Source organism: Pseudomonas sp. PA-7-1E, assembly GCF_021605325.1.
GTDB lineage: Bacteria > Pseudomonadota > Gammaproteobacteria > Pseudomonadales > Pseudomonadaceae > Aquipseudomonas > Aquipseudomonas fluorescens_BV.
In genome coordinates, this window is sequence record NZ_WKFA01000041.1 from 1 (window position 1) to 26,355 (window position 26,355).

The window sequence follows — 26,355 nt, forward strand, 5'->3', positions numbered from 1 at the left end:
GTCGTTACCCAGAAATCCCCCCTAAAGGCCTGGATCATGAGCAAGCAACCCTCCCTGAGCTACAAGGACGCCGGTGTAGACATCGACGCCGGTGAAGCATTGGTCGAACGCATCAAGAGCGTCGCCAAGCGCACTGCGCGCCCTGAAGTCATGGGTGGCCTGGGCGGTTTTGGCGCCCTCTGCGAAATCCCGGCCGGCTACAAGCAGCCTGTATTGGTGTCCGGCACCGACGGCGTGGGCACCAAGCTGCGCCTGGCCCTGAACCTGAACAAGCACGACAGCATCGGCATCGACCTTGTCGCCATGTGCGTCAACGACCTGGTGGTGTGCGGCGCCGAGCCGCTGTTCTTCCTCGACTACTACGCCACCGGCAAGCTCAATGTCGAGACCGCGACCCAGGTCGTAACCGGCATCGGCGCCGGCTGCGAATTGTCGGGTTGCTCCCTGGTCGGCGGTGAAACCGCTGAAATGCCAGGCATGTACGAAGGCGAAGACTACGACCTGGCCGGCTTCTGTGTCGGTGTGGTGGAAAAAGCCGAGATCATCGACGGCTCCAAAGTAGCTGCTGGTGACGCCCTGCTCGCCCTGCCATCGTCCGGCCCGCACTCCAACGGCTACTCGCTGATCCGCAAGATCATCGAAGTGTCCGGCGCCGACATCGAGAACATCCAGCTCGACGGCAAGCCACTGACCGACCTGTTGATGGCGCCGACCCGCATCTACGTCAAGCCACTGCTCAAGCTGATCAAGGACACCGGCGCTGTCAAGGCCATGGCCCACATCACCGGTGGCGGCCTGCTGGACAACATCCCGCGCGTCCTGCCAAAAGGCGCCCAGGCGATTGTCGACGTGGCCAGCTGGCAGCGCCCGGCAGTCTTCGATTGGTTGCAGGAAAAAGGCAACGTCAACGAAACCGAAATGCACCGCGTGCTGAACTGCGGCGTAGGCATGGTGATCTGCGTCGCGCAGGAACACGTTGAAACCGCGTTGAACGTGCTGCGTGAAGCCGGCGAACAACCTTGGGTCATTGGCCAGATCGCCACTGCTGCCGAAGGCGCAGCCCAGGTTGAACTGAAGAACCTCAAGGCTCACTGATGCCCCAGACCTGTGATGTCGTGGTGCTGCTTTCCGGCACCGGCAGTAACTTGCAGGCCCTGATCGACAGCACGCGCACCGGCGACAGCCCGGTGCGCATCGCTGCGGTGATTTCCAACCGCAGCGACGCCTACGGTCTGCAACGCGCCCGAGACGCGGGTATCGACACCCGCGCCCTGGATCACAAGGCGTTCGAAGGTCGCGAGGCCTTCGACAGCGCCTTGATCGAACTGATCGACGCCTTCAACCCCAAACTTGTTGTCCTTGCCGGTTTCATGCGCATCCTCAGCGCAGATTTCGTCCGGCACTACGAAGGGCGCCTGCTCAATATCCACCCCTCCCTGCTGCCCAAGTACAAAGGCATGCACACCCACCAGCGCGCTCTCGACGCCGGCGACCGTGAACATGGCTGCAGCGTGCACTTTGTGACCGAGGAACTCGATGGCGGGCCTCTGGTCGTACAGGCAGTGGTTCCGGTAGAGTCAGGCGACTCGGCGCAGACGCTTGCGCAACGGGTTCATACCCAGGAACACAGGATTTACCCGCTGGCTGTTCGCTGGTTTGCCGAAGGACGGTTGATTCTTGGCGACCAGGGTGCATTATTGGACGGCCAGTTACTCGCGGCCAGCGGCCACTTGATTCGAACCTAGGAGATTTTATGCGTCGCGCCCTGCTTTTCGCTTTTGCGCTGTTCGCTTTGCCTGCCGTACAAGCGGCAGACCTTCACCCCTTCTCCGTCAGCTACACCGCCGACTGGAAACAACTGCCCATGAGCGGTTCGGCTGAACGCAGCCTGAGCAAGAATGGCGACGGTACCTGGACCTTGAATTTCAAGGCCTCGATGATGATTGCCAGCCTGACCGAAACCAGTGTGATCCTGTTCGACAAGGACACCCTGCAACCCAAGAGCTACAGCTTCGAACGCGGCGGCCTGGGCAAGGCGAAGAAGATCAACCTGGACTTCGACCAGAGCGCCAAGAAAGTCACCGGCTTTGAAAACAAAGACCCGGTCAATGTCACGCTCGAAAGCGGCATGCTCGACAAGTCCACCTACCAACTTGCTCTGCAACGCGATGTTGCCGCGGGCAAGAAGAGCATGAGCTACCGCGTGGTTGAGGGTACTGATACCGATACCTACGACTTCCGCGTGATCGGCTCGGAAAAGGTCCAGACCAAGGTCGGTTCGATCGACGCGATCAAGGTCGAGCGCGTGCGCGACCCGTCGCAGAGCAAGCGCATCACGCAGATGTGGTTTGCCAAGGACCAGGGCGGCATTCTGGTTGCCCTGCGTCAGGTCGAGACTGACGGCAAGGAATACAACATCATGCTGCAGGATGGCACCGTTGACGGTAAGGCCGTTAAAGGTAGCTGATTGCGCTGATGTGCTGGAAAAGAGCCTCGCTGAATGCGGGGCTTTTTTTGCCTGGGATTTCAGGGGGAGCCACTACCACTCGCAGGTAGGCCAGCTCCCACATTGGAATGCATTTCCCGGTGGGAGCTGGCTTGCCTGCGATAGCGGCGGCAGGGTCAACCCCGATAAACAGGCCGACCCCAACATGAAACTTTTGTCATAAATCCCCTGCAGCTGCGGCGCAATGTCGCGGTTTACGAGGCCTGCAGCATTGTTGCGTTACCCGCAATAAATTATTGCGCGCAAAATCGGTTTACTTAGCAAGCTAACAAATCATATAACAGAACCCTGCGACGACTTGCCGCAGATCAACCAGAGATTGGAGCAAGCAGATGACTGTAAAAGTAACTGAACGCGACGATGAACATATGTCCCATGAGGCAGTAGGCCACGGGATTCACATCTGGGATGTCCATCAGCAAGACGTATTGTTCGGCATGTTTCACAACGAGAGCGACGCCAACAATTATAAAAACGAGCTCGAAACTCTCGAACTGCAACGCCAGGCAAAAAGCTCCTGAAGCTCTGAAATCATGTTGACGCCCGGCCCACGCAGCCGGGCCGTCTACAAGAAACCGCGCCTTTGGAGCGCGGTTTTTTTGTTAAGAGACGCCACCTTTACGTTGATTCCGGCCACCCATGCCCGAAGCATCATCGCCGTAAATTAATGTAACAAAAGTACACACAAATAATGATTCTCGATATCATTCGTGCGCCTTTCATTCAGGCTGACGATCAGGGAATCAATTTGATGCACGGAAATAGCAGGAAGCCAGAAAATGCGTTACTGGAACGCTGGAGCGAAGCACTTGCCACTGCGCAATTTCAGACCAGCCACGTCACCCTCGAAGCCCTGATCAATACGCTGGCACCTGCCGCCGAACGTAGCTTCCAACGCCTGATCCAAGCATTGTTTCGTGAAAGCCTGCTGGACCCCAGCACTCTCCTTTATGACGAACATGGCCATTGCTCGCTGACACTGGCTTGCCAGGCCCGATTGCGTTTCGAACATTTGCACCCTGGCCGCATGGCAAGCTGGGACCTGCGTGGCGAAGTCATCCTGTTGCGCGAAGGCCAGCCCGAACAGAAAATCCAGTTCCCATCACAGTTGTTGACGTTGCTTAACGCCAGCCTCGAGTCGCCTGCCGACCGGGAAGTGCTAAACCGCCTCAACGTAGAGATCGACGACAGCTTCATCAACGACACCTTGTGCCTGGCCTTCCATGAGCAATGGACGCTCAAGCTGCATGCATCCCTGGGCCCGGAGCATCAAGACAATCTGCTGAGTCATCTCAAAAACAGCCCGAGCGTTATCAACCCGACTTCCGTGCTTGAACAGTGGGGAACACTGGGTCACCCATGGCATCCCAATTACAAGACCAAGCTGGGCCTGAATACCGAGCAAGTCATCGACTATTCGCCAGAGTTCGAAGCACGCTTCCCGGTGCTGCTGTGCGCGCTGCATCGCCAATTTGCCCATGTCGAAAAGTTGGCCGGTACCGCCGATTACTGGCAGTGGTGGAGCGAGCACTTCCCGCAAGCGGCACAGCAATTGACCGCAGTCCTGCAAGCACAGGGCCTTCAGGCAGGCGATTATCTGCCATTGCCCGCCCACCCCTGGCAGGCACGCCAGGAACTGCCCCAACTGTTCGCCAACGAAATCGGCGACAAACTGCTGGTGCTGACCGATATCGTCGCGTTTACCGCCCACCCCACCATGTCATTCAGAACCGTGTTGCCTGAAGGGCGTTGCGATGCGCCTATGGTCAAACTGCCCGTGTCGCTGCGACTGACCAGCGTGCAGCGCACCGTCTCACCGCGCTCAGCGCGCATGGGCCCACGGATCAGCCATTTGCTGCTGGCCATCCTGGAGCGCGAGCCTGCGATTCAGAAAATCCTCAGCATCGTTCCCGAGCGTATCGGTGTGCATTTCAAGCCACAGCTGGCCAATGACGAGCACTCCCGCCACCTGGCGGTGCTCTATCGCGACAATCCCCATAGCCAGCTCCAGCCCGGGGAAATGGCCGTGCCGGTGGGCAGCCTGTTTGCCATTGATCAACACGGCCAGCCGCTGCTGCGCCAATGGGTGCGCCTGAGCCAAGGCAAGGATGACGCGGCGGCCATGCTCGCCTTCTTCCATGAGTACGCGGCGATCAGTGTGCCGGCGCTGCTGGGCATGTATTTGCGCTACGGCGTTGCATTCGAGGCCCATCAGCAGAACTCTTTTATGGTCATGGCCGCAGACGGGCAATTGAGCCGCCTGCTGTTACGCGATTTCGGCGATATCCGTATCGACCGCAAAACCTTGCACGCCCACGGCCTGGACATTGAACTGCACGACCCGAAGATGACGCTGTACGACGACGCAGGTTTCGTAAGGGACAAGCTGCTGCACACCGTTTTCATGTGCCATCTGGGCGAGCTCATCCTGCTTGCCGCGCGCCACTTCGACATCCCCCAGGCGCTGCTCTGGAATGAACTGTCAGCTCAGGTCAGCCAGTGTTTTGACGACATGCGCTCGCAGGTTGATCCGCAGCGCTGGGCCACCGAGCGCGAAGCACTGCTGGAGCAAGCATGGCCGGCCAAGTCGTTCATGCGCATGCGCCTGCTGGAGAGTCATGCCGATATCGTCGGGCGGTTGCCTAACCCGTTGAGCGCGGCCGCCAATGCCGACTAACAACACAGCGCTGCGGCTGCTGGTGGTGATTCAGTTGGTGTCGATGGGGGCGATGGAAATGAGCGGCCCGTTCTGGCCGCTGCAAATCCAGAAGTTGCTGGGCACTGCAAATGCCCAGTACACCGGCCTGCTGTCTTCGCTGGTGTATGCCGGGCCGATGATGGCAGCGATGATTCTCACACCCATGTGGGGGAAGCTGGGCGACCGTACCGGCCATAAGCCCATGATCATCCGCGCATTGCTGGCACTGGCGGTGTGCCAGGCGCTGGCTGCGATAACGCCTGATCCGTGGTGGCTGGTGGTCATCCGCGTGGTGCAAGGTGCGTTGGCCGGCTTCATTGCAGCGGCCCAAGCCTACGCACTGGCCTGCTGCGGCGAGGGTGGGCGCGGGCACATTCTTGCCAGGCTGCAATCAGCCACCGCTGTAGGCTCCCTGGCCGGACCGGTATTGGGCGGCTGGCTCATGGACATATCCGGTTTCGCATTGCTGTGCTACAGCGCCACCGTCGTCTGCCTGTTGTGCGCGATAATCAGCGCGTTTTTACCCAGCGACTCACCACGATCGAGACCTGCCCGCACGTCCAAGCCTGCCGCACTCCCCAGAGGCTGGATTGGCGCGATGCTGGGGATCATCGTATTGATCCAGGCAGCCAGGATGATGCCGCAACCGTTTTACGCCTTATATGTCGCCCAGGTTTTGCACGCGCCCGCGTGGCTGATCGGCGCCAGCTATGGCGCCAGTGCCTTGACCCTGGCACTGTCCGCGCCGTTGTGGGGCCGCCTGTTCGATCGACATCAGCCAGCCCATACGCTGCGCATCATCGAGTGGGTCACCTGGGCCTGCGCGCTCACGCTGGCCTGCACGGCGCTGGCCAGTGAGTGGTTGGGGTTCATCGCCAGCAGGCTGCTGTGGGGCGTGTGGCAGGGGGCTTTGTTGCCCGTGGCCTACACACTGATCGCCACTACCGTAGCGCACAGCCAGCAGGGTTTTGCCCTGGGCATGGGCAACAGCGCCGCGAAAGCTGGTGCGCTGTGCGGCGCATTGTTGGGCGGTATCGGCATGGGGTGGGTAGGCCTGGCACACAGCTTCTGGCTGGTCGCACTGACCTATGCCTTGGCCGCCGTGAGTATCCGCGCCATCCGTTCGTTTGCGCGAGCGCCTGAGACATCCGATTTTTCTGTCAATACTTCTAATAACTCTGAGACATGATCATGAACACATCGCAATGGGCAGTACTGCTGCCACTTCTTGGGTCAATAAGTGCCCCTGCCTGGGCCGATCAGACAGAGCAGACACAGGCAGCCCCGACCAGTCTGCAACTGCAGGCGACAGTGGTATCGGCCACGCGCAGCGAAACCAGCATTGCGCAGATTCCAGGCTCAGTGCAGGTGATCAATGAAGCGCAAATCCGCCAGCAGACCGGGGCAGGACGTCGGGTTGCAGATATCCTCGGCCAACTGGTGCCTGGCATTGCCCCTTCCAGCGGCGGCATGAGCAACTTCGGCCAGACGCTTCGCGGGCGCAATACCCTGATCCTGATCGACGGGGTTTCGCAAAACGCCACGCGCGATAACTTCCGCCAGCTCAACAGCGTGGCACCGGAAAGCATCGAGCGTATCGAAGTGATCTCCGGCGCCAGCAGCGTCTACGGCGCAGGCGCATCGGGCGGCATCATCAACATCATCACCAAACGCAACCAAGGTGAAGACCTGGCGTTCAGCAGCAAGATCGGCATGACCGCCGGCAACAACCTCAGCCACAAGGGGTTCGCTTACCAGGCGTTCCAAAGCGCCACCGGGCGCAAAGGCCCGGTGGACTGGTACCTCTCGGGCAACACCGTGCAGCGCAACGATCAGTTCGACGGTAATGGCAAGCGCATTCCCCAGGACACGTCCCAGGGCAGCAACATGGACACCGATACCTACGACCTGCAAGGTCGCTTCGGCTATGAGCTTGATGACGACAAGAAGATCAGCCTGTCGCTGCAAGACTACAAGGACGAACAAGACACCCGCTACACCAAGAACCCCCGCATCACCAGCAACGCAGTCGCCGTAAAAGGCCTGGACCTGGGCGACCAACCCTACACCCACAACCAGGCGGTCAACCTCAACTACGCCGACAAGGATTTCTACGGCCAGGGCCTGCAGATCGAAAGCTACTGGCGGCGGGCCGACGCCCTATTCTTTCCAGACCTGTCCCGAGGCCGGGCAGGCGTGTCAGATAACAACAGCGTGCAGGACGTCTACGGCCTGCGTGCGGCGATCGAGACCCAGATGCCGGACATCGGCCCGGCAACGGGCAACCTGGTATGGGGCGCGGACTACGACCATGAAACCTCACGCCAGCGTGGCGACCAATACCGGGTCAATGGCCTGACCTACACGAAAACCGGTACCACGTTCGAACTGGGTCCAGATATCGAGACCACCACCAAAGCCATCTTTGGCCAGCTCTCCTACGACATCGACAACTGGACCTTGCGCGGTGGCGTACGTCGCGAATGGATTGAGAGTAAAGTCTCCGACAGCATCGCGTATGGCGAAATCGTCCAGACCGGCAACCGCGCGACACTGCCCGGTGGCACGCTCAAATACGATGACACGCTGTATAACCTCGGTGCGGTGTACCACCTGACCGACAACCAGGATGTGTTCGTCAACTTCAGCCAGGGCTTTTCCCTACCGGATATCCAGCGCTTCCTGCGTGACGTGAACAGCAAATACGATATCCAGGACCTCAATGCCCAGGCCTTGAAAGTCGATAGCTACGAGCTGGGCTGGCGTGGCGACTGGGACAAGTGGCAGGCCAGTGTCACCGCGTACGAAAACACCTCGGATGTCACGCAGTTCTATGATGCCAATGATCGTGTGCTGCGCCTGATCAATCAGAAAGAACGCGTGCGTGGCGTCGAAACCGGCCTGACCTATAACATCAGCGACCAATGGTCCGTCGGCGGTACTTACGCTTACGCCAAAGGCGAGACCCAGCAGAACGGCAAGTGGATCGACCTGCCTGCCACCCGCATCTCCCCCGCCAAGACCACAGCCTTTGTCGGCTATGAGCGTGACGACTACAGCCTGCGCTTGCAGGGTATGCGCCTGGCCAATTATGACGCTGCGGCCAAGGACAACAACGGTCGCGATATCCAGGGCTACACCCTGGTCGACCTGCTGGGCTCGGTAAGGCTACCGGTAGGCCGCCTCGAAGGGGCGGTATACAACCTCACCAACCGCAACTACCAGAACATGTTCGCCCAGGCCAACGCCCGCGCACCGTACCCGAATGCCGAGGGTCGTACCTTCAGCCTGAGTTACGCAGTGGATTGGTAACCGGTTGGTGCTGCACGCTTAAAACACAAACCCCGCCTTTTGGCGGGGTTTGTCATTTCCAGCGGCTTACCACATCAGATCATCAGGGATCTGGTAAGCGGCGTACGGATCATCCTCGTCCGGCACCTGGCTTTCGGTGAGGATGTTGAGCTGCACGATACGCTCCGGAGCGCGCTCCTGGATTTTAAGCGCCGCTTCCCGCGGGATCACCTCGTAGCCGCCGCCGTGGTGCACGATAGCCAGGGAGCCGTTGCTCAGCTTGTTGCGCATCAGCGTGTTGACCGACAGGCGCTTGACCTTCTTGTCATCCACGAAGTTGTAGTAGTCCTCGGTGGTCAGCTTGGGCAGGCGCGAGGTCTCGATCAGTTGCTTGACCTGGGCGGTACGCGCCTTGGCTTCGGCTTTTTCCTGCTGCTGACGGTTCAGCTCCTGGTCACGCTTGACCTTCTCGGCGTGTGCCTCAGCAGCCAGGCGCGCCTGGGTATCATCGACTTCGGCCTGGCCCTTGTGGACCAGGCGCTGCTGTTTCTGTTTCTCTTTGCCGACCTGCTTGGCCTGCTTTTGGTTGACCAGACCTGCTTTGAGCAACTGGTCGCGAAGGGAAAGGCTCATGGTGCTTACTCACTTAGGCAACTGCTCAACCGCAGCTGGACACATTCTTTTCCTGACGTTTGGCTTCACCCCAGAGGGCGTCCAACTCTTCGAGGGTGCAATCTTCTATGGGTTGGTGTGTATCGCGCAATGCCTGTTCGATAAATCGGAAACGTCGTTCGAACTTGGCATTGGCACCGCGCAAGGCAGTTTCCGGGTCGACCTTGAGGTGACGGGCCAGGTTGACCGCGGCAAACAGCAGGTCGCCGACTTCATCGGCGATGGCCGCCGCATCGTTATCGGCCATGGCTTCGAGCACTTCGTCCAACTCTTCGCGCACGTTGTCCACCACCGGCAACGCGGAAGGCCAGTCGAAACCAACCTGGCTGGCGCGCTTTTGCAATTTGGCCGCACGGGACAACGAGGGTAAGGCGGTGGGCACATCATCGAGTAGGGAGAGTTGCTCGGGAACGTCGGACTTTTCTGCGCGCTCCTCAGCTTTGATCTGCTCCCAGCGCTCCTTGACCCGTTCTTCGCTCAACTGCGGGATATCCAGCGGTGCGTACAGGTCGCCGGTTGGGAACACGTGAGGATGCCGGCGAATCAACTTACGAGTGATGCTGTCGATCACGCCGGCAAATTCGAAGCGCCCTTCTTCCCGGGCCAGTTGGCTGTAATACACCACCTGGAACAGCAGATCGCCCAGTTCGCCTTGCAGATGGTCAAAGTCGCCGCGCTCGATGGCGTCGGCCACTTCATAGGCCTCCTCCAGCGTGTGCGGGACGATGGTCGCGTAGGTTTGCTTGATGTCCCACGGGCAGCCGTACTGCGGGTCGCGCAGGCGGCTCATCAGGTGCAGCAGGTCTTCGAGTGAATACATCGTATCTCTTTCCGCTGAAAATCCAATGTGGGAGCTGGCTTGCCTGCGATGCTTGCGACTCGGTGCTTCAGTTAAACCGAGGTGATGCTATCGCAGGCAAGCCAGTTCCCACAGAAAACAACTCCACATGTCAGTCGGCTGTCATCCTGCTAATCATGGGGTGCGGTTGCGCCGGGTTTCGATGATGTTCGGCAACTGGGAAATCCGCCCCAGCAACCGTCCCAGTGCGTCCAGCCCCGGAATCTCGATGGTCAGGGACATCAATGCAGTGTTGTCTTCCTTGTTCGAACGGGTGTTGACCGCCAGCACGTTGATCCGCTCGTTGAGCAGCACTTGCGAGACGTCACGCAGCAAGCCGGAACGGTCGTAGGCACGGATGATGATGTCGACAGGGTAAGTGAGCACCGGCACCGGACCCCAGCTGACCTGGATGATCCGCTCCGGTTCGCGCCCGCCCAGTTGCAGCACCGAGGCGCAATCCTGGCGGTGAATGCTCACGCCACGGCCCTGGGTGATGTAGCCGACAATGGCGTCGCCCGGCAACGGCTGGCAGCAGCCGGCCATTTGCGTCATCAGGTTGCCCACGCCCTGGATCTGGATATCGCCACGCTTGCCCGGCTTGTAGCCAGTGGCTTTGCGCGGGATCAGCTCCAGCTGTTCGTTGCCGCGCTCCGGCTCGACCAGTTGCTGGGCCAGGTTGACCAGTTGCGCCAGGCGCAGGTCGCCCGCGCCGAGGGCGGCGAACATGTCTTCGGCGATCTTCATGTTGGCCTTTTCGGCCAGCTTGTCGAAGTCCACCTGAGGCAGGCCCAGGCGCGCCAGTTCGCGTTCAAGCAAGGTCTTGCCAGCGGCGACGTTCTGGTCACGTGCCTGCAGCTTGAACCAGTGGACGATCTTCGCCCGCGCCCGCGAGGTGGTGATGTAGCCCAGGTTCGGGTTCAGCCAGTCGCGGCTCGGCGTGCCGTGCTTGCTGGTGATGATCTCGACCTGTTCACCGGTTTGCAGGCTGTAGTTGAGCGGCACGATGCGCCCGTTGATCTTGGCGCCGCGGCAGTTATGCCCGATTTCGGTGTGCACGCGGTAGGCGAAGTCCAGCGGCGTGGCGCCCTTGGGCAAGTCGATGGCGTGGCCGTCAGGCGTGAAGATATAGACCCGGTCCGGCTCGATATCCACCCGCAGTTGTTCGGCCAGGCCGCCGATGTCGCCGAGCTCCTCGTGCCATTCCAGCACTTGGCGCAGCCAGGAAATTTTCTCTTCGTACTGGTTGGACCCGGCCTTGACGTCGGTGCCCTTGTAGCGCCAGTGCGCACACACCCCCAGCTCGGCTTCTTCGTGCATGGCGTGGGTGCGGATCTGCACTTCCAGCACCTTGCCTTCAGGGCCGATTACCGCCGTGTGCAGCGAGCGATAGCCGTTTTCCTTGGGGTTGGCGATGTAGTCGTCGAATTCCTTGGGAATGTGCCGCCACAGCGTGTGGACGATACCCAGCGCGGTGTAGCAGTCGCGCATTTCCGGCACCAGCACGCGCACCGCACGCACGTCGTAGATCTGGCTGAAGGCCAAGCCCTTGCGCTGCATTTTGCGCCAGATGGAATAGATGTGCTTGGCGCGGCCGCTGATATCGGCGTCCACGCCGGTAGCCTGCAACTCCGAACGCAACTGGCCCATCACGTCGCTGATAAAGCGCTCGCGATCCAGGCGCCGCTCGTGCAGCAACGTGGCGATCTGTTTGTATTGGTCGGGCTCAAGGTAGCGAAAGGACAAATCCTCCAGCTCCCACTTGATATGGCCGATGCCCAGGCGATGGGCCAGTGGCGCGTAGATGTCGAAGACTTCGCGGGCCACACGGTTGCGCTTTTCATCATCGGCGGTCTTCACCGCACGGATCGCGCAGGTACGCTCGGCCAGCTTGATCAGCGCGACGCGCACATCGTCGACCATCGCTACCAGCATTTTGCGCAGGTTTTCTACCTGGCCCTGGGTGCCCAGCACCATGGACTGACGCGGGCTGAGGCTGGCACTGATGGCGGCCATGCGCAGCACGCCGTCGATCAGCTTGGCCACCACCGCGCCGAAACGCTGGCTGACCAGAGGCAACGCAATGTGCCCTTCGCGCACGCCGCGATAGAGCACGGCGGCGATCAGCGAATCCTGGTCCAACTTGAGATCGGCGAGGATCTCGGCGATTTCCAGGCCAGTGCGAAAACTTGAAGTGCCTTCGGCCCACAGGTTCTTGGCCGCATTGTCTTGCTGTTCAGACTCACGAGCGAACTCGCAGGCTGCTTTCAAGGCTTCACGGTCCAGTGCCGGGTCGACACTGACGGCATGATCCAGCCATGCCTCGAGATTGATACTGCCGTCGGTGTTGATCGGCTGGTGTGCTCTCACCTGTACCATCTTGCTTACCTTCCCTACGACGCACCTTCGATGCGCCAAAATCATCGCCGACTTTACTGCGAGCTCCGTGGCAGTGTTCAGGCCCTGGAGAACGCAGGCCAGTCGGATTAAACGGGCATCCTAGCCCGCTTCAAATAACGCCATGGCCTCGACATGCGCGGTCTGCGGAAACATGTCGAGGATCCCGGCACGCTTTAGCCGGTAGCCTTGCTTGACCAACTCAACCGTGTCCCGCGCCAGCGTGGCTGGGTTGCAGGACACATACACCAGGCGCTTGGCCCCCAAGGCTGCAAGTTTGCGCACAACCTCCAGGGCACCATCGCGGGGTGGGTCCAAGAGTACCGCAGAAAAGCCCTGTTTGGCCCATTCTGCGTCGGTCAAAGGCTGGGACAAATCGGCCTGAAAAAACTGTGCGTTATGCAAATGGTTGCTGACGGCATTGAGGGCCGCACGGTCCACCATGGCCTGTACGCCCTCCACCGCCACCACTTCGCGTACGTGGCGAGCCAGTGGCAGGGCGAAGTTGCCCAGGCCGCAAAACAGGTCCAGTACCCGTTCGTCGGCTTGTGGCGCCAGCCATTGCAGCGCTTGGGCGACCATCGCCTGGTTGACCCCGGCGTTGACCTGCACAAAGTCGCCCGGCCGGTACGCCAGCTCCAGATCCCACGCCTCCAAACGGAAGCCCAAGGCCTGACCCGGCTCGACGGGCTCCGGCTGCCCTTCCCCGTGCAGCCACAATTGGGCGTCATGGAAGGTGCAGAATTCCTTGAGGATCTGCAGGTCAGCCTCGGACAACGGCGCCATATGCCGCAGCAACACGGCGATGGACGAACCGCTGAACAACTCGACATGCCCCAACGCCTGCGGTTTGCTCAAGCGACGCAGCATCGTTGGCAAACGCTGCATGATCGGTTGCAAGGCCTGTACCAGCACCGGGCAATCATCGATTGCGACGATGTCCTGGCTGGCCACGGCGCGAAAACCCACTTCGAGTTTCTTTGCCTTGGCGTCCCAACGTACGGCCACACGGGCGCGGCGCCGATAACCGAACTCCGGCCCGCTCAACGGCGCTGCCCACTCCTGTGGCTCGACACCGGCCACCCGGGACAATTGCTCGGCAAGCATGCGCTGTTTCAGGGCAAGTTGTTCTTCATGGGGCAGGTGCTGCACGCTGCAACCGCCGCAGCGGCCAACATGGGCGCAGGGTGCCGGGCGACGCAACTCGCTGGCCTGGAACACCCGCTCGGTGCGCGCCTCGACCACTTTGCCATGGGCGCCCAACACCCGTGCTTCCACCTCTTCGCCGGCCAACGCACCGTTCACAAACCAGGTGCGGCCTTCAAAGAACACAATGCCACGGCCATCATTGGCCAGGCGCTCGATGGTCAGGCGCTGTTTCTTGCCCACAGGTATCTGTGGGGCCCGGCTGCCGCCCGTCGGTTGGAAGCGCAGGCCTCTCTCGTGCTTGGCCATCAGTTGGGTTCGTCGAAAATGCCGGTCGACAGGTAACGGTCGCCTCGGTCACAGATGATCGCGACGATCACCGCGTTTTCCACTTCTTTGGACAGGCGCAACATACCGGCCACGGCGCCACCGGAGGACACGCCGCAAAAGATGCCCTCTTCACGGGCCAGGCGGCGCGTGGTGTCTTCGGCTTCGCGCTGGGCCATGTCGATGATGCGGTCTACCCGCGTGGCGTTGTAGATCTTCGGCAAATACTCTTCGGGCCAGCGGCGAATACCCGGGATGGCCGCGCCTTCCATCGGTTGCAGGCCGACAATCTGGATCGCCGGGTTCTGCTCCTTGAGGTAGCGCGAGTTGCCCATGATGGTACCGGTGGTGCCCATGGAGCTGACGAAGTGGGTGATGGTGCCCTGGGTCTGGCGCCAGATCTCCGGGCCGGTGCTGGTGTAGTGCGCCTCGGGGTTGTCGCCGTTGGCGAACTGATCGAGCACCACGCCACGGCCTTCGGCGGCCATGCGCTCGGCAAGATCGCGCGCACCTTCCATGCCTTCTTCCTGGGTCACCAGGATCAGCTGGGCGCCATAGGCGGTCATCGCCGCCTTGCGCTCGGCGCTGCCGTTGTCGGGCATGATCAGGACCATCTTGTAACCCTTGATCGCTGCGGCCATGGCCAGGGCGATCCCGGTGTTACCCGAGGTGGCTTCGATCAGGGTGTCACCGGGTTGGATCTGCCCACGCAACTCGGCGCGGGCGATCATCGACAGCGCCGGGCGGTCTTTGACCGAGCCGGCCGGGTTGTTGCCCTCGAGTTTGAGCAACAAGGTATTGCTGGTTTCACCCGCCATGCGTTGCAAGCGGACCAGGGGCGTGTTGCCGACACAATCGGCGATTGTTGGGTACTGCAAGGTCATGGCGTATTCGCAATCCAGACTGCGGGGCGCACATCATACCGGGAAAGGCCGGCGGGCCATATCACGCAAAGTGTGGTGCTTATGGCTTAAAGGCATAAGCCGGGTTTATGTCGGGTCGCCATGGTTGCGCTGGAATACTTCATCGCCCATCGCAGCAATCTGCCCTTCGATCAGCGCTTCAAAAGGTTTGAGCAGTGGCTCAAACGACGTCGGCGCTTCCAATACCTGCAACGCTTGCGTGATCGCTTCGACCGTCGACAAAGCGCCAGGCCCCGGCGCCTTGCGTAAGCGATAGCGGGAAACGCCGCCTTCGGCCAATGTCACCCGGGGCAATGCCGCCAGCAAAGGGTTGAGGTGCAGCAGTTTGCGCGCCTTGCGCCAGGTGCCATCGGGAACCACCAACAGCAGTGGCTGATCGTCAGGTGCGTAGGCGTGCAGCGGCTCGGCATCATCCGCCGGAAACAACAGGCGTGGCCGATAGCCAGGCTGGTTCAATAGCGTCGCAAGGTCATCAAACACCTCCCCCACCACCAACTGCGCGTTGTTCAGGCCCAACGCCGCCAACCGTGCAGTATTGAGCGCATGGCCGACCTCGCTCGGGTGCTGCAACACCAACACACGAGTGCGGCTGTCAAGGTGGGGGATCAGCGCACAAAGGCAGTGCGTGGTCGGGCGCAGGCAGCGCGGGCAATGGGGTCGGGACATGGTGTTTTCAGGCCTGGTTGAGCTGGGTCTTGAGCAAATCGCGGAAGGTCTGGATCAGTGGCTCGCGGCTGCGGCCACGGCGCATGATCAGCGAAAACGGCGCCTGGTAGCCGAAGGTCGCCGGCAGCAAAACGCGCAGATCGCCCTTGTCAGCCCAGGCCCGGGCGTAGTGTTCGGGCAGGTAGCCAATATAAGCGCCCGACAGCACCAGAATCAGTTGCGCCTCCATACTTTCCACCGTGGCAGCGCTGTGCTTGAAGCCGTGGCGCGCCAACTCCGCCTGGCTCCAGTAACCCCGCCCGACCATGCGTTGCTGGGTGATCACTTGTTCCGGGATGCGCCGCTCGTTGAACAATGGGTGCCGGGTGCTGCAATACAACCAGTGCTGTTCGCGGTACAGCGGCATGTAGACCAGCCCGCTCATGCGGTTGGAAAACGCACCGATGGCCAGGTCCAGGCGGTTGTCCTGCACCCCCAGTTGCAATTCGTAGGGGCTCATCACCGACAGGTGCAAATGCACTGCCGGGTGCTCCAGGCTGTAGGCGCCAATCACTTCGGCGAACGGCAAGGCCTTGTCGCTGACGGTGGAGTCGAGCACTCCGAGCTTGAGGGTGCCGCGCAATTCGCCTTTCAACGCGGCGGCGTACTGCTCGAAACCTTCGAGTTCGCCCAACAGGCGCAGGGTTTCCTGATGAAACAGCTCGCCCTTGCTGGTCAGGCTGAAGCCGCCACGGCCACGATGGCACAGCACCAGGCCCAAGGCTGACTCGAGTTGGCTCATGTAGGTGCTGATGGCCGACGTCGACAGGTTGAGTTCGTGCTGGGCGTTGGCAAACCCTTGGTGGCGCACGACGCTGACGAAGATGCGCAGGAGTTTCAGGTCGGGCAAGGCGTTGGCCATGGGGGCTCCAATGAAGCGTGACGCAGAGCATCACAGGATGCATCCCCACGCAGAGCGTGGGAACGATCAACTGTAGGAGCGAGCTTGCTCGCGAAAAACCTGAGGACGCCGCGTACATTCTAGGGCTGCGCATCATCGTTGACGTTTTTCGCGAGCAAGCTCGCTCCTACAGGGATCAGGGAGTTTAACTCAGGCTTTAGTTTAGAAAAATCTGAACTAAGTATTTGCCTCTGCCGATTCTTCCTAAGCCAGGCTTTTCGCAGAATCGGCCATCAATAAACAAAACAACGATGAGGCAATCCCGTGGACAAGATTTTCCACCAACCACTGGGCGGCAACGAAATGCCGCGCTTCGCCGGCATCGCCACCATGATGCGTCTTCCCCACCTGCAAACCGCCAAGGGCCTGGACGCCGCCTTCGTCGGCGTGCCTCTGGATATCGGCACCTCGCTGCGCGCCGGTACGCGCTTCGGCCCACGGGAAATCCGCGCCGAGTCGGTGATGATCCGTCCCTACAACATGGCCACCGGCGCCGCACCGTTCGACTCACTGTCGGTGGCCGATATCGGCGACGTGGCGATCAATACCTTTAACCTGCTCGACGCGGTGCGCATCATCGAAGAGGCCTACGACGAGATCCTCGAGCACGACGCCATCCCCCTGACCCTGGGTGGCGACCACACCATCACCCTGCCGATCCTGCGGGCGATCCACAAAAAACATGGCAAGGTCGGGCTGGTGCACATCGATGCCCACGCCGACGTCAACGACCATATGTTCGGCGAGAAAATTGCCCACGGCACCACCTTCCGCCGCGCCGTGGAAGAAGGCTTGCTCGATTGCGACCGCGTGGTGCAGATCGGCCTGCGCGCCCAGGGGTACACCGCCGAAGACTTCAACTGGAGCCGCAAGCAAGGCTTCCGCGTGGTCCAGGCCGAAGAATGCTGGCATCACTCCCTCGCGCCGCTGATGGCCGAAGTGCGAGAAAAAGTCGGCGGCGGCCCGGTGTACCTGAGCTTCGACATCGACGGCATCGACCCCGCCTGGGCACCCGGCACCGGCACCCCGGAAATCGGCGGGCTGACCACCATCCAGGCCATCGAAATCATCCGTGGCTGCCAGGGCCTCGATCTGATTGGTTGCGACCTGGTAGAAGTTTCGCCGCCTTACGACACCACCGGCAATACCTCGTTGCTGGGCGCCAACTTGCTGTACGAGATGCTCTGCATACTGCCTGGCGTCGCGCATCGCTGATAAGGCGAACGCGCTGAGAACAAAAAAAACCGCGTCTTCACACTCACAACCAAGGGGGTCGCACAGATCCCCGACAACGATGTACCTGACTTTCGCTCGCGTGTTTACCGAGCCAGCTGCCGCCTGATCGCCCATAAAAAATATAATCGGAGAACCGCCGTCATGGCTTTGGATTTATTCGTCGTACTCATCTACGCCGCCGGCATGCTGGTGCTCGGCTACTACGGCATGCGTCGCGCCAAGACCCACGAAGACTACCTGGTCGCCGGCCGCAACCTCGGCCCATCGCTGTACATGGGCACCATGGCCGCCACGGTGCTGGGCGGTGCCTCCACCGTCGGCACCGTGCGCCTGGGATATGTGCATGGTATTTCGGGTTTCTGGCTGTGCGCCGCGCTCGGCGCGGGCATCATTGCCCTGAACCTGTTCCTGGCCAAGCCCCTGTTGAAGCTGAAAATCTTCACCGTCACCCAGGTCCTGGAAAAACGCTACAACCCCATGGCCCGCCAGGCCAGCGCGGTGATCATGCTGGCCTACGCCCTGATGATCGGCGTGACCTCGATCCTGGCCATCGGCACCGTGCTGCAAGTGCTGTTCGACCTGCCGTTCTGGATGTCGGTACTGGTGGGCGGCGGCGTGGTGGTGGTGTATTCGACCATCGGTGGCATGTGGTCGCTGACCCTCACCGATATTGTGCAATTCGTGATCAAGACCGTCGGCCTGATGTTCATACTGTTGCCGATCTGCCTGTACCGCGTCGGTGGCTGGGATGAACTGGTGGCCAAACTGCCGGCGTCGAGCTTCAGCTTCACCGCTATCGGCTGGGACACGATCATCACCTACTTCATGATCTACTTCTTCGGCATCCTGATCGGCCAGGATATCTGGCAACGGGTCTTCACCGCCCGTGACGAAAAGGTCGCCCAGTACGCAGGCACTTTTGCCGGCTTCTATTGCATCCTGTACGGCCTGGCCTGTGCGCTGATCGGCATGGCTGCCCATGTGCTGATCCCGGACCTGGACAACGTCAACAATGCCTTCGCCGCGATCGTCAAAGCTTCGCTGCCGGACGGCATTCGCGGCCTGGTCATCGCCGCCGCGCTGGCCGCCATGATGTCCACCGCCAGCGCCGGCCTGCTCGCCGCCTCCACCGTATTGACCGAAGACCTGCTGCCCCGCCTGCGCGGCGGCAAGGCGTCGAGCCTGCGCATCAACCGCCTGTTTACCCTGTTGACCGGCGTTGCCGTGCTGGGTATCGCATTGGTGGTGAACGATGTGATCAGCGCCCTGACCCTGGCCTATAACCTGTTGGTGGGCGGTATGTTGGTGCCCTTGATCGGCGCGATCTTCTGGAAGCGCGCGACCACCTCGGGCGCAATCACGTCCATGAGCCTGGGCTTTGTGACCGCGCTGGTGTTTATGTTCAAGGATGGGTTGGATGCAAATACGCCGATCTACTACAGCCTGGCGGTGGCGCTGGTGAGCTTTGTGCTAGTGAGCCTGCTGTCGCGTCGGCCGGCAAAGGTGGCGGCTGCGGTGGTTTGAGCTATAACAAGGGCGGGGATATTTTTTTCAGCGGGCGCGACGTCGGAGGTCGCGCCCGTTTTTTTCGCCTGGTGCAAAACAACTGTGGGAGCGGGCTTGCTCGCGAAAGCGGTGTGTCATTCAACCTTATTTTGGCTGATACACCCTATTCGCGAGCAAGCCCGCTCCCACATTTTTTAGACCGCGTGATTAGCGGCGACGTGGCCGACGTTGCTCGTCATCCGTGCGAATCGGCACCGGTTGCAGCGGAGGCTCGATCAAGCCCAATGCAACGCCGAGGTCGTGGAGCCAGTTTTGGATTTTCTCTTTCATGATTGCCCCCTTTGAGGGTAGTGCTGGCCGGCGTGAGTACTGTCGCCGTTTCCTACAGTGATAGTAGCCCTAAGTCCTAGGTAATGCTTGAAGGAAACCACAACGAACTATTACTGAATTGATCCGAATCCTGACGGATCGTTCAAGCAATGGCACGTGTGTCTTGCACGCATCGCGGGTTGCCGTCTTGCTGCAGGTCGATCCATGCATTGAGGTTAGCGCCGAGCATGCCCTTTCGCCACATCAGCCAGGTGGTCGCAGTGGCAAAAGGCCCAGTCAGCGGATGAACGGACACGCTGTCCTTGCCGGGCAGGCTTGCGAGCATGGACTCAGACATCAACGCCACGCCGGAACCTGCGACCACGCAGGCGAGCATGCCTTGGTAGGACTCGATCTCGATCGCCCGCCCCATCGCCACACGCTCATGGGAAAACCAGGTTTCCAGGCGCGTGCGGTAGGCGCAACTGCGCCGGAACGTGAACACTGCACGGCCCGCCACATCCTGGGGGCCACGCACCGGCGGATGATCGGCCTCGCAAATCAGCACCAGGCGCTCTTCGCACAGCGGTACGCCATCCAGGGTGGCGATGGTCAGCGGGCCGTCGACGAAGGCTGCGTCCAGGCGCCCGGTAATCAGCCCTTCCAGCAACTCCCCGCTGGGCGCCGACTGCACCTGCAGATTCACCATGGGGTAAGTCTTGTGATAGCGCGCCAGCAGCTTCGGCAAATGAACCGCGGCGGTGCTGTACATGCTGCCCAATACGAAATCACCAGCCGGTTGCCCGCCTTGTACGGCGCCGTGGGCTTCATCGTGCAGCGCCAGCAGGCGGGTGCTGTAGTCCAGTAGTACCTTGCCTGCCGGAGAAAGCTGCAAACGCTGGCGCTCGCGCACGAACAGATCGACACCCAGTTGCTCTTCCATTTGTTTAAGCCGGGTCGACAGATTTGAGGGAACGCGGTGCAGGCGCTCAGCGGCGCGGGTGATGGAGCCCTCTTCCGCCACGGCCTGGAAAATGCGCAATTGACTGAACTCCATTACTTTCTCCAAAACTGAACAAGTTACTCACTATTATTCAATTTTACAGAAAGTCAATCCGTCTTAGCCTGCAAGGCATTCGCTTCTTTGCAGGAAACCTGACCATGTCCCCGCTGATTCGTTTACTCGCCAGCTTCGTCGCCCTGATGATGGCCATGGGCATTGGCCGCTTCGCCCTGACTCCGCAAATGCCGCATTTGCTCAGTGAAGGCCAGATCGACCTGACCGGCGCCGGCCTGATCGCAGCCGCCAATTACCTGGGCTATTTTGTCGGCGCGGTGGACTCGATCTTTGCCCGCAGCCATCAGCATGTGCGCGGGCGCCTCTACGGCGGGCTGTGGTTGTGCGTATTGCTGACCCTGGCGTCCTACTGGGCTAACGGGTTCTGGCCGCATTTGTTGCTGCGTTTCGGCACCGGGGTCGCCAGTGCCTGGGCCCTGGTGATGATTACCAGCCTGAGCCAGCCACTGGCGATTGCCGCCGGCCGCCCGCGCCTGGGTGCGCTGGTGTTTGCTGGGCCGGGGTTGGGGATTGTGCTGACGGGGCTGCTGGCGCTGGTGTCGAACCTATCAGGGCAAAGCTCTGCCGCGCTGTGGTTGATCTACGGGACTGTGGCGCTGGTGATGTTGCTGGCGATCCTGCCGTTTCTACCCAAGCCGACCCTCACCGTGACACAGCCCACCAGCGCGGGGAGCAACGGCAGCATCGCGCACTTGTGCTGTATCTATTTCTTGTACGGCCTGGGCTACATCATCCCGGCGACTTTTCTGTCGCAGATGGCCAGCGCTCAATTCAACGGGGCCTGGCAGGCCGATCTGTTCTGGCCCTGCTTTGGCCTGGCGGCCGCGCTGGGAGTGGGGGTGGCCAGCCTGCGCCGCAAGCACCCGAACACCACCCGTCGCTGGCTGATGGCGACTTTATGGCTGCAAGCGGCCGGGGTATTTGCCTGCCTGCTGGGCAATGGCTGGGGCTTGGCGCTGGGCGTGTTGCTGTGCGGTGCTCCATTTTTGGCCTGCATGCAGTTGGTGATGGCGCGATTAAGGGAGGTCGCACCCCATGGCTACCAACGCAGCACGGGGCTGCTGACCGCCAGCTTCGCCGTCGGCCAATTGAGCGGGCCACTATTGGCGTCGGTCAGCAGCCACCTCAGTGGCGGCCTGCAACCGGCGTTGGTCGCTGCCGGTACCGGGTTGTTATTAGCAGGTTCAGTACTGATCAACCGCCCTCTACCGCCACAGCCGATTTGCACACAAATGGCCAACAGTGCAGCAAATGGCGGTTAGGCACGTGCCCCACGCCATGTCCATCAGCGCCAACCCAGCGGACCAGCCTTGAAGCGTGGCCCAGTTGCTCAGGTCATAGGTGCCGTAGGCCACCAGGCCAAGCAAGGCGCCCAAACGCGCAGCGCGCTGCCAACTGGCGCTGGGCAAGATAACCAGCACCACGCAACCGAGGACGTACAGGAGATAGAACAATACGGCAGGCAACAGGCGTGGCTGATCAAGCATCAGCGCGCCAAGCAGGGATTTGTAGGTGGGCCCCATGAGCACACCGAGCCAAAGGCCGTCGAGGACCAGGAAGGCGAGCAAGGTACCGAGGTAGGCATACAACGACTTTCTTGACATGAGCAAGCCCTACTGTGAAGGCAAGCTTGTTGTGGCGAGCAAGCTTGCTTGCGTTGGGGTGCGAAGCGCCCCCAAAAAAGCTTGCGACTGCTACGCAGTCGAGCGGGAGCAAGCTCCCTCGCCACAACAAGCTCGCTCCTACAGGAGAGCGAAGCGTACTCAGCTTAGTTCAATGCGATCCGCATGAATCACGATCTGGCCCTGCTTGTAGAGCGCACCAATGGCCTTCTTGAAGTTGCCCTTGCTCACGCCGAACAAGTCACTGATCACCGCCGGGTCGCTTTTGTCGCTGACCGGCAGGCTGCCATTGTTGTCGCGCAACTTGGCGAGGATCTTCGAGTTCAGGCTGGAGGCCGCTTCCTGGCCCACCGGCTGCAGGCTCAGGCTGATGTTGCCATCGGCGCGGATCTCTTTGATAAAGCCCTTCTCTTCCTTGCCCGGGCGCAGGAACTTGAACACTTCGTTCTTGTGGATCAAGCCCCAGTGCTTGTTGTTGATGATCGCCTTGAAGCCCATGTCAGTGGCTTCGGCCACCAGCAGGTCGACTTCCTGGCCCACCTGATAGTTCGCCGGCGTCTTGTCCAGGTAACGGTCAAGGCGAGCGGTGGCGGTGATGCGCTTGGTGTGCTTGTCGAGGTAGACGTGCACCACGCAATATTCACCCGCGGTCATCTGGCGTTTTTCTTCCGAATAAGGCAGCAGCAGATCCTTGGGCAAACCCCAATCAAGGAAGACGCCAATGCTGTTGACTTCCACAACTTTCAAACTGGCGAATTCACCGACTTGAACTTTGGGCTTTTCGGTGGTGGCGATAAGTTTGTCATCGCTGTCCAGATAAATGAAAACGTTGAGCCAGTCTTCATCTTCACTGGGAATATCTTTAGGGATATACCGATTAGGCAAGAGGATTTCCCCATCTTGCGCACCATCGAGGTACAAACCAAAGTTAGTGTGCTTGACCACTTGCAAGCTGTTGTAGCGCCCGACTAAAGCCATTTCCAATACCCTCATTGCGTGGGCGGCATTCTACCCGAGTTGTGCCCTGCACGCGCACACGCCTGAAAAATCGCGGGCTGGCATGGCGTTCCAGTGGCCTCGCCCCACTCGTCTGATCGTTCGGTTCACTTTGAGCAGGCCATCAGCGTGTCCACAAGCCTTGGGTTTCCAGCTAAAACAGTAAGTTAGCGCTTTATTTCAGCGCTGAACTTCGGCTATTTCCAGCCGCGAGCACTTATTCTCGAGGGATATTTGCCAAGCAATTGTCAAGTATTTCCTGTACGATAGCTGGCCAAGTTAATTTTCTACAGGTTAGTGGCCGCCATGCGTGTAAAAGCATCCAACAGCAAAGCAAAGCCAGCTCCCGCCGTTGAAACCAGCGAATCGATCAATAGCCAGATTGCTGCGTTCCTCAAGTCCGGCGGCGAAATCCAGCAAATTGCCAAGGGCGTGAGCGGCCAGACTTTCGGCCCGTCCAAGCAGATCAGCCTGGGCAAGAAGTAATAGTCATACCCGCGCACTGCATCTGGTCCCTAAGCGTCTTGCCTTCGAGGCGCTAGGACTAGAGTTGCCACCCCCTCCCGACACCCTCAATACGCAGCTAATCGACGAACGGGCCTCAATGCCTGGCATTCGCCGGTATCCTTGCACACGTCTAGCACGGGCATCTGCCTGAATCTTTCCGTTACTGCTCCTCGCTTTTCATGGAGTGAAGCATGCTTAAACGCTGTATTTTCGTGGTCAGCATCCTGGTCGCCAGCCCTTTGGCCGAAGCGCATATCTTCCAGCGCGAATTGGGTGACTTCGACCTGAAATTAGGTACAACCCCCAGCCGCACCATGGCCCAGGGCCTTGTCAAGCCGACCGCCCCTGGCAGCGACTCGTTCCACGGAGGCCTGGACCTTACCCACGACAGCGGCCTGTATTTCGGCCAGTTTTCCCCGAACATGGGCCTGTCGTCGGCCAATAACCTTGAAGTCGACTCCTACATGGGCTTCAAGCGTCCGTTCGACCAGACCCTGGGCTATGAAGTCGGCTTGATCCACTACAGCTACCCCAAGCTCAGCCCCCTCGACAGCCAAGAGTTCTACGGCGGGCTGAACCTGTTGGGCAATCGCTTTGGCGTGTCTTTCAGCAACGACCCCGACCGCCAGGACAGCACCCTGTTTGCAGACCTGGGCGGCACCCAGCCTTTCGGCATCGGCGTCAGCATGAAGTACACCACCCATCAACTGGGCACACCGGTCTCGGTAGAGAACGGCGCCATCAGCAGTTTCAGCGATTGGTCGGTACAGTTTTCCCGGGCCTGGAAAGGCATTGACCTGGACCTGATCTACAGCGGCTCCAGCCTCAGCGGCAGTGACTGCTCGGCCTACTCCGGACACAATTCGCAATGTGACGGGCTGTTGACCTTGAAGGCCGTGAGGTCGTTTTATTGATGGGCTGAACTGTCGCACCCCGCGCAGGTTCACATTCATTAACGCCCTCCATGCAAGGACCTGCCCATGTTGCGCCGGCTCAAATTCCTGATGGTACTGCTGACCCTGAGCCTGGTGCTCGCCGGCTGCAATCGCGTAGGCCTGGCCTACCGAAACCTCGACGTGATCATCCCCTGGACCCTCAACGATTACCTGGACATGAATGCCGGGCAAAAGAGCTGGTTCAACGACACCCTCAAGGAGCACCTGGCCTGGCACTGCACCACGCAATTGCCTGGCTACCTGGACTGGCTCGACCGCCTGCAGCAGATGGTCGACAGTAACCAGGTCACCGACGCCGCATTGCAAACCCGTACAGTCGAAGCCAAACAGGCAATTGCCGAGATTGCGCGGGAAATCACGCCCTCATCTGTGCAATTGCTGCAAGGCCTGGACGATCAGCAGGTCAAGGACATGAGCGATGCTCTGGCCAAGGACCTGCGCAAACGCCAGGACGAATACCTCAAGCCACCACTGGCTCAACAAATCAAGGAACGCGCCGAGCGTATGAGCAAGCGCCTGGACGCCTGGATCGGCCCGTTGAGCCCAGGCCAGCAAAACCGCGTCACGGCCTGGTCGGCCGAGTTGGGCGCGCAAAACCAAGCGTGGATCGGCAACCGCGCCCATTGGCAGGCGCAATTTATCGAGGCGCTGCAACAACGCCACAATGCCGATTTCCCGCAGAAAATCCAGCAACTGCTGGTGGATCGCGAAAGCCTGTGGACCCCGCAATACCGCGCCGCCTACGCACAGACCGAAGCCGCCGCGCGCAGTTTGCTCGTGGACGTGATGGCCCAAAGCTCCCCAGCGCAGCGCCTGAAACTCACCCAGAAAATCGACAAGGTCCGCAGCGACTTCCAGGCGCTTAAATGCCTGAAAAGCGCACAGTCTTGATGGATGCTTGCGGTCAGAACCATAGGCGCACGCCAACCACCCAGTGCAGTTGGTTAACGTCTTCGCCTTCGTCCCGTGCGTATTGCGCGGTCTGGCCATAAGTGCGGTTCCAGCTGAGCCCGACATAAGGCGCAAACTCGCGGCGAACTTCGTAGCGCAAACGCAAGCCCAGGTCACTTTCCGCCAAGCCCGAACCAACGCCGCGTTGCGGATCGTTCTGCGCATAAAAATTGAGTTCGGCGGTGGGCTGCAGGATCAGGCGATTGGTGAGCAGAATGTCGTAGTCACCCTCAAGGCGTGCGGCGGTATGCCCCGATTCGCCGACAAACAACGTGGCTTCGGCCTCGAAGTTGTAGAGCGCCATGCCTTGTAGGCCAAAGGCCGCCCAGCTCTGGCTAGCACCGGGCTTGAAGTCCTGACGCACGCCGCCGACCAGGTCCCACCACGGGCTGATAGCGCGCCCCCATAAGGCTTGGGCTTCGGCACTTTCAGTGCGGCCGGCGCTGCGTTCGCCTTCACTGCGTAGCCACAGCCGGTCGATGTCACCGCCGACCCAACCCTTGATGTCCCAACTCTGCGCGTTGCCGTCGCCGCCCTGCCATTCCAACTGGTTGACCAGCAGCATCGAGTTCACGCCGCTGTCGTGCACCTGATGCCCTCCCGGCGCGTTGTACACCGCTGCGCGGTCTGCGTCGGTCAGCGCCGGAATCGGCGTACGGCTTTGCGTCAGCGCGGACGTCGCCGGGCTCATGCCCTGAAATTCATCCTCGGCCGCCAACGCCCATGGGGCGAAACCCAGCGTGGCGAAGGCGATGCACAGGGACGAGACGCAACGGTTCATGCTCGTTTG

General features: G+C 60.4%; 25 protein-coding genes. 13 read left to right on the forward strand and 12 right to left on the reverse strand.

All coding sequences use genetic code 11. The features are described from left to right. Positions 1-36 precede the first annotated feature (36 nt). The 7 genes from purM (at position 37) to GIW79_RS21370 (ending at position 8,516) form a co-directional block, all read left to right on the forward strand. Complete coding sequence (gene purM, locus GIW79_RS21340) at positions 37-1,095, forward strand: phosphoribosylformylglycinamidine cyclo-ligase (protein WP_014719398.1); 1,059 nt, start codon at positions 37-39, stop codon at positions 1,093-1,095. Beyond that, positions 1,095-1,745 carry a phosphoribosylglycinamide formyltransferase gene (gene purN / locus GIW79_RS21345; RefSeq protein ID WP_057976913.1) on the forward strand — a complete coding sequence of 217 codons (651 nt, stop codon included), beginning with the start codon at positions 1,095-1,097 and terminating at the stop codon, positions 1,743-1,745. Before purM ends, purN begins: the two co-directional genes overlap by 1 nt. Positions 1,746-1,753: 8 nt before the next feature. Next, entirely contained in the window at positions 1,754-2,467 is a 714-nt protein-coding gene (locus GIW79_RS21350) for a DUF3108 domain-containing protein (RefSeq protein WP_014719399.1), read from the forward strand. A 371-nt stretch (positions 2,468-2,838) separates the two neighbouring features. After that, complete coding sequence (locus tag GIW79_RS21355) at positions 2,839-3,027, forward strand: hypothetical protein (RefSeq protein WP_236455622.1); 189 nt, start codon at positions 2,839-2,841, stop codon at positions 3,025-3,027. A 230-nt stretch (positions 3,028-3,257) separates the two neighbouring features. Further along, on the forward strand, positions 3,258-5,183 hold the full coding sequence (locus GIW79_RS21360) for an IucA/IucC family protein (protein ID WP_236455624.1): 1,926 nt from the start codon (positions 3,258-3,260) through the stop codon (positions 5,181-5,183). Next, on the forward strand, positions 5,173-6,393 hold the full coding sequence (locus GIW79_RS21365) for an MFS transporter (protein ID WP_054920202.1): 1,221 nt from the start codon (positions 5,173-5,175) through the stop codon (positions 6,391-6,393). The genes GIW79_RS21360 and GIW79_RS21365 overlap by 11 nt, the downstream gene beginning before the upstream one ends. Positions 6,394-6,395: 2 nt before the next feature. Continuing rightward, a complete protein-coding gene (locus GIW79_RS21370) occupies positions 6,396-8,516 on the forward strand; it encodes a TonB-dependent receptor (RefSeq protein WP_236455626.1) in 2,121 nt (706 codons plus the stop codon). Positions 8,517-8,582: 66 nt separating this feature from the next. Here GIW79_RS21370 and GIW79_RS21375 read toward each other — a convergent pair whose 3' ends face one another. The 7 genes from GIW79_RS21375 to GIW79_RS21405 all read right to left on the reverse strand — a co-directional run bounded on the left by GIW79_RS21375 (position 8,583) and on the right by GIW79_RS21405 (position 16,365). Next, positions 8,583-9,128, reverse strand: coding sequence for a DUF2058 domain-containing protein (locus GIW79_RS21375; RefSeq protein ID WP_014719402.1), 546 nt, complete (start codon positions 9,126-9,128; stop codon positions 8,583-8,585). A gap of 25 nt (positions 9,129-9,153) precedes the next feature. Continuing rightward, positions 9,154-9,987, reverse strand: a complete 834-nt coding sequence (mazG, locus tag GIW79_RS21380) for a nucleoside triphosphate pyrophosphohydrolase (protein WP_236455634.1) — start codon at positions 9,985-9,987, stop codon at positions 9,154-9,156. A gap of 153 nt (positions 9,988-10,140) precedes the next feature. After that, positions 10,141-12,384, reverse strand: a complete 2,244-nt coding sequence (gene relA, locus GIW79_RS21385) for a GTP diphosphokinase (RefSeq protein ID WP_003193076.1) — start codon at positions 12,382-12,384, stop codon at positions 10,141-10,143. A 120-nt stretch (positions 12,385-12,504) separates the two neighbouring features. Further along, entirely contained in the window at positions 12,505-13,857 is a 1,353-nt protein-coding gene (gene rlmD, locus GIW79_RS21390; protein ID WP_034128319.1) for a 23S rRNA (uracil(1939)-C(5))-methyltransferase RlmD, read from the reverse strand. Further along, the gene (gene cysM, locus GIW79_RS21395; protein ID WP_034128318.1) at positions 13,857-14,759 is read right to left on the reverse strand and encodes a cysteine synthase CysM; all 903 of its coding nucleotides are present in this window, start codon (positions 14,757-14,759) and stop codon (positions 13,857-13,859) included. The genes rlmD and cysM overlap by 1 nt, the downstream gene beginning before the upstream one ends. 105 nt (positions 14,760-14,864) lie before the next feature. After that, positions 14,865-15,464 carry a tRNA-uridine aminocarboxypropyltransferase gene (locus GIW79_RS21400; RefSeq protein WP_181125125.1) on the reverse strand — a complete coding sequence of 200 codons (600 nt, stop codon included), beginning with the start codon at positions 15,462-15,464 and terminating at the stop codon, positions 14,865-14,867. 7 nt (positions 15,465-15,471) lie between these two features. Then, entirely contained in the window at positions 15,472-16,365 is an 894-nt protein-coding gene (locus GIW79_RS21405) for a LysR family transcriptional regulator (RefSeq protein WP_181125124.1), read from the reverse strand. 303 nt (positions 16,366-16,668) lie between these two features. Here GIW79_RS21405 and speB point away from each other — a divergent pair, with 303 nt between their 5' ends. Then, a complete protein-coding gene (gene speB, locus GIW79_RS21410) occupies positions 16,669-17,619 on the forward strand; it encodes an agmatinase (RefSeq protein WP_236455644.1) in 951 nt (316 codons plus the stop codon). Between the two features lie 162 nt (positions 17,620-17,781). Further along, on the forward strand, positions 17,782-19,164 hold the full coding sequence (locus GIW79_RS21415; protein ID WP_034128314.1) for a sodium:solute symporter: 1,383 nt from the start codon (positions 17,782-17,784) through the stop codon (positions 19,162-19,164). Between the two features lie 189 nt (positions 19,165-19,353). Here GIW79_RS21415 and GIW79_RS29640 read toward each other — a convergent pair whose 3' ends face one another. Next, positions 19,354-19,476, reverse strand: coding sequence for a PA1414 family protein (locus GIW79_RS29640; RefSeq protein ID WP_003193089.1), 123 nt, complete (start codon positions 19,474-19,476; stop codon positions 19,354-19,356). Between the two features lie 142 nt (positions 19,477-19,618). Beyond that, a complete protein-coding gene (ptrR, locus tag GIW79_RS21420; protein ID WP_236452837.1) occupies positions 19,619-20,512 on the reverse strand; it encodes a putrescine utilization regulator PtrR in 894 nt (297 codons plus the stop codon). A gap of 104 nt (positions 20,513-20,616) precedes the next feature. Here ptrR and GIW79_RS21425 point away from each other — a divergent pair, with 104 nt between their 5' ends. Further along, positions 20,617-21,795, forward strand: a complete 1,179-nt coding sequence (locus GIW79_RS21425) for an MFS transporter (protein ID WP_200583181.1) — start codon at positions 20,617-20,619, stop codon at positions 21,793-21,795. Here GIW79_RS21425 and GIW79_RS21430 read toward each other — a convergent pair. Together GIW79_RS21430 and GIW79_RS21435 are read right to left on the reverse strand one after the other, a co-directional pair. Continuing rightward, positions 21,739-22,137, reverse strand: a complete 399-nt coding sequence (locus GIW79_RS21430) for a DUF2177 family protein (protein ID WP_080757723.1) — start codon at positions 22,135-22,137, stop codon at positions 21,739-21,741. The genes GIW79_RS21425 and GIW79_RS21430 overlap by 57 nt on opposite strands. Before the next feature lie 159 nt (positions 22,138-22,296). After that, positions 22,297-23,133 (reverse strand): CvfB family protein, encoded by an 837-nt coding sequence (locus GIW79_RS21435; protein ID WP_236452840.1) that lies wholly within the window; start codon positions 23,131-23,133, stop codon positions 22,297-22,299. Between the two features lie 324 nt (positions 23,134-23,457). On the opposite strand from GIW79_RS21435, the gene GIW79_RS21440 reads away from it, so the two are divergent. The 3 genes from GIW79_RS21440 to GIW79_RS21450 all read left to right on the forward strand — a co-directional run bounded on the left by GIW79_RS21440 (position 23,458) and on the right by GIW79_RS21450 (position 25,505). Then, positions 23,458-23,637, forward strand: coding sequence for a hypothetical protein (locus GIW79_RS21440; protein ID WP_003193095.1), 180 nt, complete (start codon positions 23,458-23,460; stop codon positions 23,635-23,637). Between the two features lie 212 nt (positions 23,638-23,849). Then, entirely contained in the window at positions 23,850-24,572 is a 723-nt protein-coding gene (locus tag GIW79_RS21445; protein WP_054920217.1) for a TorF family putative porin, read from the forward strand. Between the two features lie 66 nt (positions 24,573-24,638). After that, positions 24,639-25,505, forward strand: a complete 867-nt coding sequence (locus tag GIW79_RS21450; protein ID WP_236452850.1) for a DUF6279 family lipoprotein — start codon at positions 24,639-24,641, stop codon at positions 25,503-25,505. Between the two features lie 13 nt (positions 25,506-25,518). On the opposite strand, the gene GIW79_RS21455 is transcribed toward GIW79_RS21450, so the two are convergent. Next, positions 25,519-26,346 carry a copper resistance protein B gene (locus tag GIW79_RS21455; protein WP_205548243.1) on the reverse strand — a complete coding sequence of 276 codons (828 nt, stop codon included), beginning with the start codon at positions 26,344-26,346 and terminating at the stop codon, positions 25,519-25,521. Between the last annotated feature and the right edge of the window lie 9 nt (positions 26,347-26,355).

Coding starts and splice junctions, on each gene's coding strand:
- purM (WP_014719398.1), top strand. CDS start 37: ATGAGCAAGCAACCCTCCCTGAGCTACAAGGACGCCGGTGTAGACATC.
- purN (WP_057976913.1), top strand. CDS start 1,095: ATGCCCCAGACCTGTGATGTCGTGGTGCTGCTTTCCGGCACCGGCAGT.
- GIW79_RS21350 (WP_014719399.1), top strand. CDS start 1,754: ATGCGTCGCGCCCTGCTTTTCGCTTTTGCGCTGTTCGCTTTGCCTGCC.
- GIW79_RS21355 (WP_236455622.1), top strand. CDS start 2,839: ATGACTGTAAAAGTAACTGAACGCGACGATGAACATATGTCCCATGAG.
- GIW79_RS21360 (WP_236455624.1), top strand. CDS start 3,258: ATGCACGGAAATAGCAGGAAGCCAGAAAATGCGTTACTGGAACGCTGG.
- GIW79_RS21365 (WP_054920202.1), top strand. CDS start 5,173: ATGCCGACTAACAACACAGCGCTGCGGCTGCTGGTGGTGATTCAGTTG.
- GIW79_RS21370 (WP_236455626.1), top strand. CDS start 6,396: ATGAACACATCGCAATGGGCAGTACTGCTGCCACTTCTTGGGTCAATA.
- GIW79_RS21375 (WP_014719402.1), bottom strand. CDS start 9,128: ATGAGCCTTTCCCTTCGCGACCAGTTGCTCAAAGCAGGTCTGGTCAAC.
- mazG (WP_236455634.1), bottom strand. CDS start 9,987: ATGTATTCACTCGAAGACCTGCTGCACCTGATGAGCCGCCTGCGCGAC.
- relA (WP_003193076.1), bottom strand. CDS start 12,384: ATGGTACAGGTGAGAGCACACCAGCCGATCAACACCGACGGCAGTATC.
- rlmD (WP_034128319.1), bottom strand. CDS start 13,857: ATGGCCAAGCACGAGAGAGGCCTGCGCTTCCAACCGACGGGCGGCAGC.
- cysM (WP_034128318.1), bottom strand. CDS start 14,759: ATGACCTTGCAGTACCCAACAATCGCCGATTGTGTCGGCAACACGCCC.
- GIW79_RS21400 (WP_181125125.1), bottom strand. CDS start 15,464: ATGTCCCGACCCCATTGCCCGCGCTGCCTGCGCCCGACCACGCACTGC.
- GIW79_RS21405 (WP_181125124.1), bottom strand. CDS start 16,365: ATGGCCAACGCCTTGCCCGACCTGAAACTCCTGCGCATCTTCGTCAGC.
- GIW79_RS21415 (WP_034128314.1), top strand. CDS start 17,782: ATGGCTTTGGATTTATTCGTCGTACTCATCTACGCCGCCGGCATGCTG.
- GIW79_RS29640 (WP_003193089.1), bottom strand. CDS start 19,476: ATGAAAGAGAAAATCCAAAACTGGCTCCACGACCTCGGCGTTGCATTG.
- ptrR (WP_236452837.1), bottom strand. CDS start 20,512: ATGGAGTTCAGTCAATTGCGCATTTTCCAGGCCGTGGCGGAAGAGGGC.
- GIW79_RS21425 (WP_200583181.1), top strand. CDS start 20,617: ATGTCCCCGCTGATTCGTTTACTCGCCAGCTTCGTCGCCCTGATGATG.
- GIW79_RS21430 (WP_080757723.1), bottom strand. CDS start 22,137: ATGTCAAGAAAGTCGTTGTATGCCTACCTCGGTACCTTGCTCGCCTTC.
- GIW79_RS21435 (WP_236452840.1), bottom strand. CDS start 23,133: ATGGCTTTAGTCGGGCGCTACAACAGCTTGCAAGTGGTCAAGCACACT.
- GIW79_RS21440 (WP_003193095.1), top strand. CDS start 23,458: ATGCGTGTAAAAGCATCCAACAGCAAAGCAAAGCCAGCTCCCGCCGTT.
- GIW79_RS21445 (WP_054920217.1), top strand. CDS start 23,850: ATGCTTAAACGCTGTATTTTCGTGGTCAGCATCCTGGTCGCCAGCCCT.
- GIW79_RS21450 (WP_236452850.1), top strand. CDS start 24,639: ATGTTGCGCCGGCTCAAATTCCTGATGGTACTGCTGACCCTGAGCCTG.
- GIW79_RS21455 (WP_205548243.1), bottom strand. CDS start 26,346: ATGAACCGTTGCGTCTCGTCCCTGTGCATCGCCTTCGCCACGCTGGGT.